The sequence below is a fragment of the Pseudomonas sp. I3-I5 genome, assembly GCF_022699445.1.
GTDB classification, from domain to species: Bacteria; Pseudomonadota; Gammaproteobacteria; order Pseudomonadales; family Pseudomonadaceae; genus Aquipseudomonas; species Aquipseudomonas fulva.
In genome coordinates, this window is sequence record NZ_CP093940.1 from 1,063,231 (window position 1) to 1,075,314 (window position 12,084).

The 12,084-nt window shown below is 63.2% G+C and carries 9 protein-coding genes; 2 read left to right on the top strand and 7 right to left on the bottom strand.

The window, feature by feature from the left end:
• The first annotated feature begins 170 nt into the window (after positions 1-170).
• The gene (locus MOP87_RS04730) at positions 171-1,493 is read left to right on the top strand and encodes a dicarboxylate/amino acid:cation symporter (RefSeq protein WP_027914199.1); all 1,323 of its coding nucleotides are present in this window, start codon (positions 171-173) and stop codon (positions 1,491-1,493) included.
• A gap of 119 nt (positions 1,494-1,612) precedes the next feature.
• Here MOP87_RS04730 and tsaA read toward each other — a convergent pair whose 3' ends face one another.
• The 5 genes from tsaA to rimO all read right to left on the bottom strand — a co-directional run bounded on the left by tsaA (position 1,613) and on the right by rimO (position 5,515).
• The gene (gene tsaA / locus MOP87_RS04735; protein ID WP_027914200.1) at positions 1,613-2,305 is read right to left on the bottom strand and encodes a tRNA (N6-threonylcarbamoyladenosine(37)-N6)-methyltransferase TrmO; all 693 of its coding nucleotides are present in this window, start codon (positions 2,303-2,305) and stop codon (positions 1,613-1,615) included.
• Positions 2,306-2,311: 6 nt separating this feature from the next.
• On the bottom strand, positions 2,312-2,773 hold the full coding sequence (locus MOP87_RS04740) for a DUF1456 family protein (protein WP_242810175.1): 462 nt from the start codon (positions 2,771-2,773) through the stop codon (positions 2,312-2,314).
• 49 nt (positions 2,774-2,822) lie between these two features.
• Positions 2,823-3,548, bottom strand: a complete 726-nt coding sequence (locus MOP87_RS04745; protein ID WP_242810176.1) for an rRNA pseudouridine synthase — start codon at positions 3,546-3,548, stop codon at positions 2,823-2,825.
• Between the two features lie 75 nt (positions 3,549-3,623).
• Positions 3,624-4,079, bottom strand: coding sequence for a GNAT family N-acetyltransferase (locus tag MOP87_RS04750; RefSeq protein WP_027914202.1), 456 nt, complete (start codon positions 4,077-4,079; stop codon positions 3,624-3,626).
• A 104-nt stretch (positions 4,080-4,183) separates the two neighbouring features.
• Positions 4,184-5,515 (bottom strand): 30S ribosomal protein S12 methylthiotransferase RimO, encoded by a 1,332-nt coding sequence (rimO, locus tag MOP87_RS04755; protein ID WP_023536322.1) that lies wholly within the window; start codon positions 5,513-5,515, stop codon positions 4,184-4,186.
• 235 nt (positions 5,516-5,750) lie between these two features.
• Between rimO and MOP87_RS04760 the strand changes: the two genes are divergently transcribed.
• On the top strand, positions 5,751-7,661 hold the full coding sequence (locus tag MOP87_RS04760; RefSeq protein ID WP_027914203.1) for a potassium transporter Kup: 1,911 nt from the start codon (positions 5,751-5,753) through the stop codon (positions 7,659-7,661).
• Positions 7,662-8,070: 409 nt separating this feature from the next.
• Here the strand turns inward: MOP87_RS04760 and MOP87_RS04765 are convergent, their stop codons facing one another.
• Together MOP87_RS04765 and mprF are read right to left on the bottom strand one after the other, a co-directional pair.
• Positions 8,071-9,363: an AcvB/VirJ family lysyl-phosphatidylglycerol hydrolase gene (locus tag MOP87_RS04765; RefSeq protein WP_028687381.1), complete on the bottom strand. Its 1,293-nt coding sequence runs from the start codon at positions 9,361-9,363 to the stop codon at positions 8,071-8,073.
• The gene (gene mprF / locus MOP87_RS04770) at positions 9,363-12,005 is read right to left on the bottom strand and encodes a bifunctional lysylphosphatidylglycerol flippase/synthetase MprF (protein WP_027914205.1); all 2,643 of its coding nucleotides are present in this window, start codon (positions 12,003-12,005) and stop codon (positions 9,363-9,365) included. The genes MOP87_RS04765 and mprF overlap by 1 nt, the downstream gene beginning before the upstream one ends.
• Between the last annotated feature and the right edge of the window lie 79 nt (positions 12,006-12,084).

The following is a 12,084-nucleotide window of genomic DNA, read 5'->3' on the forward strand; positions in this document are numbered from 1 at the left end:
GCCTGCACCCGGTTTGGGCATTTTGGCATCACCCTTGCTATCGCTATTAGCAGAGGCCTGCGAAGGCAGCTCTACCACAACGACAAATCCCTCCAAGTGCAGGAGGGTTAGCGATTCAGGTGCTGCACCCCTGGAACAGGGTGGCGCGGCACACTTGAGGAAAAACAGCCATGACGACACGTCAGCCGCTTTACAAATCCCTGTATGTCCAGGTGTTGGTTGCCATCACCATCGGTATTCTGCTCGGCCATTACTACCCGGAAACGGGCGTTGCCCTCAAACCCTTGGGTGATGGCTTCGTCAAACTGATCAAGATGGTCATCGCCCCGATCATCTTCTGCACCGTGGTCAGCGGTATCGCCGGCATGCAGAGCATGAAATCTGTCGGCAAGACAGGCGGCTATGCGTTGCTGTATTTTGAAATCGTCTCCACCATCGCGCTGATCATCGGCCTGGTGGTCGTCAACGTGGTCAAGCCCGGCGCGGGCATGCACATCGACGTCAGCACCCTCAATGCCAGCAGCGTGGCTGCCTATGCCGCCGCTGGCGCGCAGCAGACCACCGTAGGCTTCCTGCTCAACGTCATCCCCAACACCGTGGTCGGTGCTTTCGCCAACGGCGACATCCTGCAAGTACTGATGTTCTCGGTGCTGTTCGGCTTCGCACTGCACCGCCTGGGCAGCTACGGCAAGCCGTTCCTGGACATGATCGATCGCTTCGCCCATGTCATGTTCAACATCATCAACATGATCATGAAGCTGGCCCCGATCGGTGCCTTCGGCGCCATGGCCTTCACCATCGGCCAGTACGGCGTGGGCTCGCTGGTGCAGCTGGGTTACCTGATGGCGTGCTTCTACATCACCTGCCTGCTGTTCGTGCTGGTGGTGCTTGGTGGCATCTGCCGCGCCCACGGTTTCAGCGTACTCAAGCTGATCCGCTACATCCGTGAAGAGCTGCTGATCGTGCTGGGCACGTCCTCGTCCGAGTCCGCGCTGCCACGCATGCTGGCCAAGATGGAGCGCCTGGGTGCCAAGAAGTCCGTGGTAGGCCTGGTCATTCCGACCGGTTACTCGTTCAACCTGGACGGCACCTCGATCTACCTGACCATGGCTGCGGTGTTCATCGCCCAGGCTACCGACACCCCGATGGACATCACCCACCAGATCACCCTGCTGCTGGTGCTGCTGGTCGCCTCCAAAGGTGCCGCTGGCGTTACCGGTTCGGGCTTCATCGTGCTGGCGGCCACGCTGTCTGCCGTGGGCCACTTGCCGGTTGCCGGCCTGGCACTGATCCTGGGCATCGACCGCTTCATGTCCGAAGCGCGTGCCTTGACCAACCTGGTGGGCAACGCCGTTGCCACCGTGGTCGTAGCCAAGTGGGTCAACGAGATGGACAACGACAAGCTGGCGTCGGAGTTGGCTTCGGGTGGCGGTCCGCTGATCGACACCCGTCCGACCGACGACTTGGGCGTTGCCGAAGGGCCAGCACGTTGATTACAGCGTAACGGTACGAAAAAAGGCGACCCGGCGGGTCGCCTTTTTCATGGGCGGCTGTTGGTACTTGAGGCAGATGGCGACAGCACAACCCCCCCAGATGCAGCGCTATTGCACCTTCAAGCCAGCACCACCTCCAGCACGCGGATCACATCCGTCTGCGGATAATGCCACCTGACCTGCACATCCCAGAACTTGACCCCATACACCCGTTCGGCCACAGGCACCTGATAGGCTGGCCGTGGGTCTTGCGCCAAGCATTGCTCGATCAATGCCACCAGGGGCTCGCCCAGGCGCAACGCATGCTCGCGGGCCTGGGGCAGGGCGCTGTCGGCCCACTGCACGGTAATGGCCACTGGCGCACCGCTGGCCATGTGGTTATGGGCACCCTCGACACTGTCGGCATAGGGTACGTAGGGCTTGATGTCCAGCACCGGCGTGCCGTCGAGCAGGTCGATGCCTGACAACAGCAAGCGGCCAGGTTCAACCCCCTCCAGCCGCACCACCGACTGGCCGATGCCGTTGGGCCGGTGGGTGGCGCGAGTGGCGAACACACCCATGCTCTTGTTGCCCCCCAGGCGCGGTGGGCGCACTTTGAGCCTGGGTTTTTCTTCCAGGGCCTGGTGGAACAGAAACAGCAGCCAGACGTGGCTGACCTGTTCCAGCCCTTCGACTGCCTCGGCTTGGTCGAACGGGGGCAGTAGCTCCAGCACACCGCGTGCGGCCGGCGCCAGTTGCGGCTGGCGCGGAATGGCGAACTTCTCCTTGAAACAGGAGCGCACGATCCCCACCGGCGCCACCGTATGCTGCATGACCATTCAGCCGTGCACGCGCTGGGTCAGGCCCTTCAGGAAGTTGCGCAGCAACTGGTCGCCGCACGGGCGGTAGTTGTCATGACCGGCCTTGCGAAACAGTGCGCTGAGCTCAGGTTTGCTGACGGGAAAATCGACTGACTTCAAGATGGCGTGCAGGTCGTTTTCTTTCAGTTCGAAAGCCACTCGCAGCTTCTTCAGGATCTGGTTGTTGGTAACCGGCAGCTCGACAGGTTGTGCCGGACGGCTTTCATCCTTGCCGCGACGGTAGATGACCAGGCCGTCGAGAAAGTGCGCCATGACCCGGTCCGGGCAGCGCACAAAGCCTTCCTCTTCTTCTTTCTTCACATAGGTCGCCAGGACGACAGGGTTCACGTCCAGGCCGGTCAAACCGATGATCTCGGCCATCTTGGCGTCATTGACTTTCAACATGTAGCGCAGGCTGCGCAGGACGTCATTGTGGTTCATTGCTGCAAAATCCTGTTCTTGTGCCGCGCGTCATCACACGGCCTCTCACTTAGAAACGTTCAGTGCCCATCAGGTAGCGCCATTGGCCCAGCGCCAGCTTGCCCATCGAAACACCGCCCAGGCGTATGCGGCGCATGCCTAGCAACTCCAGGCGCAGGTAGGCGCACAGTTCTGAAATCTGGCCGGGTTGCGGGTTTTTCAGCACCAGGCGCAAATGGGTTTCGTTCTGCCAGCTGGCCTTGGCCTTGGGCAATTCGCGGTCATTGCGGGTCACACCGCGTGCCAGGCGCTCGAGCATCTGGGCACTGGCTTCACCGCGCACCTGGACGACGAACTCCTGTTCAAGCTTGCGCAGGTCGGCGTTGATCTTACGGGTTACCCGCCAGTCCTGGGTAAACACCTGCAAGCCGCTGGCACCCGGTTCCAACGGTGCTACACAGGCCTGGCGGGTGAAATGCCCGTGCAAGGGGCGCACGCCTTCGCGATGGGCCTCGCTGAGGCTGGTCATGTTCAGGCCAAGCCGGGCAGTTTCGTTGTCCATGCCCGCGCCTTGGTGGAGCAGCAGCGTGACCGGCTCCAGGCTCTCGGCGCGCGCGCCGGGCAGCAGCTCGACGTGCTGCTGCTCGACGTGCTGCTGCTCGACCTTGAACTGCGGTTGCTCGACCACCACGCCGTCGACCGTCACCCAGCCTCCTTCGATATACAACTCAGCCTCGCGGCGGGAACAGCCAAGCTGCTCGACAAGGCGTTTGGACAGACGGACGGGTTCGGACATGACGACGATTCGCAAAGGCAAAGAAAGGCTGCATTGTACCCTTCCCGCCGGGCGAGGGGCGGGAATCTGTGTCAATCAGGCCGCGCTGTGCCTGCGCATGTGCAGCAAGGGATACGGTTGGCCCAGACCGTCCTTGGGCGAACGGCCCACGATCTCAAAGCCCTGGTGCAGATAAAAGCCCAGCGCCTGGGTGTTCTGCTCGTTGACGTCGAGGGTCAGGGCGTCCAACGCCTGCACCGCATGCTGCAGCAATTGTTTGCCGATACCTCGGCCATGCCACTGCGGGTCCACGAACAACATGTCGATGCGCCCGCCTGCCACGCCGACGAAACCCTGGATGCTGCGATCAGGCCCACGGGCACAGACCAGCATCACCGCGTCCAGATACCGCCGCAGCACCTTGTCGCGCAGCAGCACGATGTAGGGTTCGGGCATAAAGGCGTGCGTCGCACGTACCGCGTCTTCCCATACGCTGACCAGCCTGGGGTAGTCGCTCAGGTGAGGCGTTTCCAGGGTCGAGAAGGTGCGCATCGGGTCCTTGCTCCAGTGGCCGTCAAAACAAGGATAGATGCTGGAGGAGGGCGCGACCCGGGGCGGGCCGCGCCACTGCGACAGGAGGCAGGCAGGGCGCCCTGTCAGATGGGCTCTGCCCACATGTCGTATTCGTCGGCGTCCACCACGCGGCAACGTACCTTGTCGCCAGGCTTGAAGCCGTGGTTGCCATCGATGAAGACACTGCCGTCGATTTCTGGCGCGTCGAAGAAACTGCGGCCCACCGAGCCTTGCTCTTCGACCTCGTCGATGAGCACGTCGATTTCCTTGCCGATGCGCATCTGCAGGCGGGCGGCGCTGATGGCCTGCTGGTGCGCCATGAAGCGGTCCCAGCGATCCTGTTTGACGTCGTCCGGGACGTCGGCCAAGCCCAGGTCGTTGGCCGGGGCACCTTCGACAGGCGAGTACTGGAAGCAGCCCACGCGGTCGAGTTGGGCCTCGGTCAGCCAGTCCAGCAGGTACTGGAAGTCTTCCTCGGTTTCGCCTGGGAAGCCGACGATGAAGGTCGAACGAATGACCAGCTCCGGGCACTGCTCGCGCCACTGCTTGATGCGGGCCAGGGTCCGGTCTTCGAAGGCCGGGCGCTTCATCGACTTGAGCACCTTGGGGCTGGCGTGCTGGAACGGAATGTCCAGGTACGGCAGGATCTTGCCGGCAGCCATCAATGGGATCACATCGTCGACATTGGGGTACGGATACACATAGTGCAGGCGCACCCACGCACCCAGGCTGCTCAGGGCCTCACACAACTCGAGCATGCGGGTCTTGACCGGGCGGCCGTTCCAGAAGTCGGTCTTGTACTTGACGTCTACGCCGTAGGCGCTGGTGTCCTGGGAAATCACCAGGATTTCCTTGACCCCGGCCTTGACCAGGCGCTCGGCCTCGCTCAGCACGTCGCCCACCGGGCGGCTGACCAGCTTGCCACGCATCGACGGAATGATGCAGAAGCTGCAGCTGTGGTTACAGCCTTCGGAAATCTTCAGGTAGGCATAGTGGCGCGGCGTCAGCTTGACCCCTTGCGGCGGCACCAGGTCGATCAGCGGGTTGTGGTCCTGACGCGGCGGCACCACTTCGTGCACGGCGTTGACCACCTGCTCGTACTGCTGCGGGCCGGTCACCGAAAGCACGCTTGGGTGCACATCGCGAATGCTGCCTTCCTCGACACCCATGCAGCCGGTGACGATCACCTTGCCGTTTTCCTTGATGGCTTCACCGATCACTTCAAGCGATTCGGCCTTGGCGCTGTCAATGAAACCGCAGGTGTTGACCACCACCACGTCGGCATCCTCGTACGTTGGCACGACTTCATAGCCTTCCATGCGCAACTGGGTGAGGATGCGCTCGGAATCGACCAGGGCTTTGGGACAACCCAGGCTGACGAAACCGACCTTGGGGGTGGCGGGCGTGGTGGACATGACTAACCTCGGCGTTGAATACAGGTCGCCCAGCGTTGATCGGGGGCGACCTTGACGGGCGCTTTTGGCGCCTCTGATCAAAAAGTGCGCAATTCTAGCGAGCGATGGATCGATTGACCAGCAGAAATACGACGAACGCTGCGCTATGCTTCGCGCCGTTACGCCAGGCCCGGATGGGCGAACTGGCATGCACGCTGACAACAGTGGCCCTGAGGGCCTTTTGCGGGAGTGGTCGATGGTTCAGGCAAGCAGTCACGCCGAGGGCGGGCACGCAGCGAAGCAGGGGGCGACCCGGTCGCTGGGCCTGCTGGTGGCGGCGGTCGGGGTGGTTTATGGCGATATCGGCACCAGCCCGCTGTATACCCTGAAGGAAGTGTTCACGGGCGGTTATGGGGTGCAGGTCAACCACGACGGTGTGCTGGGAATCCTGTCGTTGATCCTCTGGTCGCTGCTGTGGGTGGTGTCATTCAAGTACGTGGTGTTCATCCTGCGTGCCGACAACCAGGGGGAGGGCGGTACCATGGCCCTGACCGCGCTGGCGCGGCGTGCCACGGCTGCGTATCCGCGCCTGCGCACCCTGATGGTGATCTGCGGTTTGATCGGCGCCTCGCTGTTCTATGGCGACAGCATGATCACCCCGGCAGTCTCGGTGCTCTCGGCCGTCGAGGGCCTGGGCCTGGCCTTCGATGGTATCGACCATTGGGTGGTGCCGGTGTCGCTGGTGGTGTTGGTGGCACTGTTTCTGGTGCAGCGCCACGGCACCGAGAAAATCGGCAAGCTGTTCGGCCCGGTCATGGTTCTATGGTTCGTGGTGCTGGCCGCGCTGGGGGTCCATGGCATCGCACAGACGCCCGAAGTGCTCCGCGCCTTCAACCCCGGTTGGGCGGTCAACTTCTTCATCGTCCATCCCGGCATGGGCGTGGCTATTCTCGGCGCGGTGGTGCTGGCGCTGACCGGTGCCGAGGCGCTCTATGCCGACATGGGGCACTTTGGCCGCAAGCCGATCGCACGGGCCTGGTTCGCCCTGGTGCTGCCGGCACTGGTGCTCAACTACTTTGGCCAGGGCGCCATGCTGCTGCAAAACCCCGAGGCTGCGCGCAACCCGTTCTACCTGCTGGCCCCCAGCTGGGCCCTGCTGCCGCTGGTCGGCCTTGCCACCCTGGCCACCGTGATTGCGTCGCAAGCAGTGATATCCGGCGCCTTCTCGCTCACCCGACAGGCCATCCAGCTGGGCTACATCCCGCGCATGCACATCCAGCACACCTCCAGTGACGAGCAAGGGCAAATCTACGTGGCGGCAGTCAACTGGACGTTGATGGTGGGCGTGGTGCTGCTGGTAATTGGCTTCGAGTCCTCGGGCGCTTTGGCCGCAGCCTATGGCGTGGCCGTCACCGGGACCATGTTGATGACGACCATTCTGGTGGCGGCAGTGATGTTGTTGCTGTGGAAGTGGCCGCCGATCCTGGCCGTGCCCCTCTTGCTGGGCTTTCTGTTCGTTGACGGGCTGTTTTTTGCCGCCAACGTTCCGAAGATCGTCCAGGGCGGGGCCTTCCCTGTGCTGGCAGGCGGTGTGCTGTTCCTGCTGATGAGCACCTGGAAACGTGGCAAGCAAATTCTCGTCGAACGTATAGACGAAGGGGCGCTGCCACTGCCGCTGTTCATCAGCAGTATCCGCATCCAGCCGCCGCACCGGGTGGAGGGCACGGCCGTGTTTCTCACCGCGCGCTCTGACGCCGTGCCCCATGCGTTGCTGCACAACATGCTGCACAACCAGGTGCTGCACAGCCAGGTCGTGTTGCTGACGGTGCTCAGCGAAGATCGACCTCGCGTGCCAGAGCAGGAGCGATTCGAGGTCGAGGCCTATGGCGATGGCTTCTTCAGGGTGGTCCTGCATTTCGGCTTCATGGATGAGCCGGACGTGCCGGCCGCGCTGAAACTCTGCCACCTGGACGAGCTGGACTTCACGCCCATGCGCACCACCTATTTCCTGAGCCGCGAAACCGTGATCGCGTCCAGGCTCGAAGGCATGTCACGCTGGCGAGGCAACCTGTTCGCGTTCTTGCTGAAGAATGCCAACGGCAATTTGAGGTTCTTCAACCTGCCGCTCAATCGGGTAATCGAGCTGGGTACTCAGGTCGAGATCTGAAAAGGGCAGGGGAGGCGCTGAGGGCATTCCCCTGGGGCCTAGTGATGTTTGCGGCGATGCGCAGATACTGGGGCTGGTGCGCAGCCCATCGCGGCCGGTCCGGCGCCCCGGCGAGGCCGCTCTGACACTGACCGCGTAACGCCTGAGTCAGTAGCTTCACAGGGCTTTGCAGGAGCAACTGTCTGGCACGGCCCCTGACAGCTAGCAGATTTCCGGGTAGGAGCGGCCCTTGTGCCGCGATGGGCCGCAGCGCGGCCCCGGCAATATGCGCTGCGAAGCTGAAATCTAAGGGCTGCTGCGCAGCTTATCGCGGCATGAGGTCATGCAGGGGGGCAGGGTAACCCCTGATTCGCGCTATCAGAGCCACCCGCTCGACCTGGCCCCAGTGCCTGCTGTCCTTACCCAACCCTCAATTCTGCTCGGCCACACTCGACTTGCCCTGACGGGTCTCGATCTCATCGATCAGCCGCTTGGCCAGGGCCGGGTAGTTTTCATCGAAGTGGTGCCCGCCCGGCAGTTTCAGACGCTCGCCCACGGCGGTCTTGTCGGTGCAACCGCTTTCGTCGCTTTCTTCCACCCCGTATACGCACACCACTTTCGCAGCCGGCAGCTTGGCCATCTCAGGTCCAGTGGGCGCCTCTTGACCTTCCTTGCCCAGCCAGCCTTCGACTTCGATCTCGAAGCTGCCGCTGCGGGCAAAGGCCAGCAGCATGACAGCGTCCACCCGTTGCTGGTCTTCAGCCGGCAGGCGGTTGTAGATGGCAGGCAGTACGTCAGCACCGAACGAGTACCCCGTCAGGACGAAACGCTTGGTCCCCCACTTCTGCCGATAGTGGTGCATCAGTTCGGACAGGTCGGCAGCACTTTGCTCCGGTGTCTTGTGTTGCCAGTAGTAGCGCAGGGTATCGATGCCCACCACCGGATAGCCCAGCTTGGCCATCTCCCCGGCCACATCGCGGTCCAGGTCGCGCCAGCCGCCGTCGCCGGACAAGAACAGCGTGACGGTATCGGTGGTTTGACCGGCAGGGACCTCGACCACGGGAATCGCCAGTGCGTTGCCATCCTGGCCCACCAAGGCCTGGGTCAGCTGTGCCTTGAGCACTTGCGGCAGGTGGATGTCATAGTCGCTGATGCTGGTTTCGGCATTGTTCTGGTCACGCACGAAGGCCGCACTGGCATCGTCCGGATTATCGTTCCACGCCACGCTCCAGTGGCCGTGGGGCGCGGTCTTTGGCAGCGGTACCTGACACCCTGGCTGCTCGACCGTAAAGCCCACGGAAATTGCCCGGGCCTTGTCGTCGTTCTGGCTCGCCAGCCAGCGCCAGGCTTGGGTGGCACCCGGGCCAATGCCGGCGACCAGGGTCGGTTTGCTCGGCAACTGCGCCAGGGCCGTGTCCATGGCTTGCTGCTGCTTGGCGCAATCACCGGCAGGCAGCACCACTTGCACCAATTGCGCTTCGGCCGCCTGGCCAAGGTCCAGCAACTGCTTGTGGGTCAGGGCCTGGTCCTGTGGCACGCCGATCGCCACCCAGGCGGTGGGGTGCACCCCTGGGGTAACGAGGGTGATGCTGGCATCGTTGATTTGAAGTTGCTCAAGCTGTGCCTCAGGCGCCGGCCGCGTCCAGAACCAGAACGCCGTGGCGCCGGCCAGGGCGGCCAGCAGCAGGGTGATCAACGGGTAAAGCCAAAAGCGTCGGGTCATCAGCGTTTCACCAATCCAGTCAAGCCGCCGGCAATCAGGGCGGCAGTGTCGGCCAGTGCCACCAGCGGGTCGAGCCCGGCAGGCACGGCCATGTAGCGAGGTTCCCAGTCAGGCTGGAACTTGTCCTTGAACCGGCGCAGCCCCTGGAAGTTGTAGAGTTGCTCGCCACGGCGGAACACCATCGAGCCCAGACGCTGGGTCAAGGGCGCACCGCGCCGTGGTTGCAGCCCCGACAGCGGCACCATGCCCAGGCTGAACCGGCCGTAGTCATGGCTTTTGTAATGCAGGATCAAGCCAATCATCATGAACTCCATGGTCAGCTTGGGGGCCTCCGGGTGTGCACGCATCAGGTCGAGGCTGGCCAGCTCGTTGCTGTGGGTCTCGAGCAGGTTGGCAAAGGCCACGGGGCGGCCTTGGAAGCGAATCAGGGCGATACGGAAGTGCTGCAGGTAATCCGGGCTGAAACGGCCCAGCGAAAAGCCCTTTTCGCGAACGTTCTTGCCACTGAGCCATGCATCGGAAATTTCCTTGAGCTCAGCCAGCGGCGCATGGCCTGGCTCATGGATTTCCAGGCTCAGCCCGTCACGGCCGCCCCGGTTCCACGTGTAGCGCAGGTCCTTCATTTCCTTGCCTTTGGCATCGAGGTCGAAGCGGCGCAGGTCGACACGGGCTTCCTCGCCCAGCTTCAGGGCAGTCAGGCCGATGTCCATGTAGAACGGCAGGTTCTCCGCGCGCACCTGGTAAAACACTGGTCGAGCATGGTGCAGGTCGCACAGGTCGCGGAACTGCCAGATCATCTCGGCACGCTCCTGGGCCGGCCCGATCGGATCGTACAGCGCAACCAGACTACGACCACGGCGGGCATACATCAGAAACGCGTTGTCCCGGGGATGGAACAGCAGCGCCTTGTCGCCGGTCAGGGCCAGGCCGCCATCAGGCTGGTCGGACGCCTGCAGAATACGGTGAGCCCGTTGCAGTTCGGCTTCATCGGGCAGGTGGATCACCGGCGGTGCGGTGCGCAGCAACCAGGTCAAGGCCAGCGCTGCCAGCAGCAAGGCACTGCCCATCGCCGCACGCAGGCCACGGGGGGCATCGGCGTCCAGGGTGAACTGCCACCACAGCTGATGGCTGTAGGGCACATCCTGGTAGGCGAACAACAGCAGCCACACCGAGGCGCCCACCGCGCAGGCACTGGCCACCAGATACACCGGCGAGAACGGCAGTTCCATCAAGCGGCTGGGCCGGTAGAACGAGCGGCGGAACAAAGCCAGGAGCGCGGCCGTGAACGTCAGCAGGCAGGCCTCTTCCCAGTCGAAGCCCTTGAGCAGCGAAAGCAATGCCCCCACCAGCAGCAGCACCGTGGTCAGCAGCCACGCGGCCGACAGGCGCCGGCGCAGGCCTTGGGCCAGCAACAGGCACAGCACGCCGATCAGGCTGGCGCCGAAGTGGGAGGCATCGATCAGCCGATGGGGGATCAGAAAGCCCATGTGCTCAAGGCGGGTATCGATCTCGGGCGTGGCGCCGGAAAACAGCAATACCACCCCCGAGAGGAAGACCATGATGGCCAGGATAGGCGCTGCCAGCCCAGAGGCAGCCTTCATGGCCTGCCGCGCGAACAGCAGACGCCGGGCTTCGTTGGCCAATAGCAGGACGCACGCCAGCAGAAGCGGCAGCACCACATAGATGATGCGGTACAACAGCAATGCGGCTGCCAGCGGCGCAGCGCCCAATTGGTTGGCGAACGCGGCCAGCAGAATGGCCTCGAACACCCCAACACCACCGGGCACATGGCTGAGCACACCCGCGGCCAGCGCCAGTAGGTAGACCAGTACGAAGGCGCCGAAGGGGGGCGCTTCGGGCAGCAGCAGGTAGAGCACGGTGGCCGCGGCGGCCACGTCCAGGGCCGTGATCAGCAGTTGCAGGCCAGTCAGCCGTGCGCCGGGCAATCGCAGCGTGCGCCGGCCCAGTTGCACCAACAGGTTGTCAGGCACTGGCTGCTCGGCCAACCGCTTGCGATACAGGCCAACTGCCAATAAGGCGCAGGCGGCCAGGACGGCAACCGCAACGCCAGCCAGCAAGCCCTGCGGCAACCGCAGGGCAGTCGAGGCGGCAGGCAGATTGCTCAGGGTGGCCAATGCCGCAAGCGGTGGCAAAGCACAACCGAGTGAAAGGCTGGCGAAGACCGTCATGCGTGCGACTTCGCCCGCGCCCACGCCTTGGCGTGCATACAGGCGGTAGCGCACCGAACCGCCGGATAGCATGGACAGGCCGATGGCATTGCCGATGGCAAAGGCGCTGAAACCACCCAGTACCAACGTTCGCGCAGGCAGCTTGACCCCAGCGTAGCGGCTGGCCGACCACTCGTAGCCCAGCAGGATCACGAAACCGATCACGGTCGCCAGCAGCGCGCCAAGCAGTGACTGCACTGGCACTTCGAGCATGGCATCGTGCAAGGCATAGATGTCCAGCTCGCTCAGCAGGTGGCGGCAGGCGATCAAGGCCATGGTGAACAGCACCAGCGTCACCGCCAGCCCAATCGGCTGACGATAGCGGCTTATCCGTTCAAGCAAAGGCAGGCGCTGCACGGCTCCGGGCAGCGCTGTGGCCAGCGGCACCGAAGGTTCAGGGTTCTGAGCGGTCATGGATTACCTCGGGCGTCAGGCACGAGGTGAAGAAGAGGCGCGGCCAAGTGAAAGTCCCTTTGGAAAACGTATCCAATAT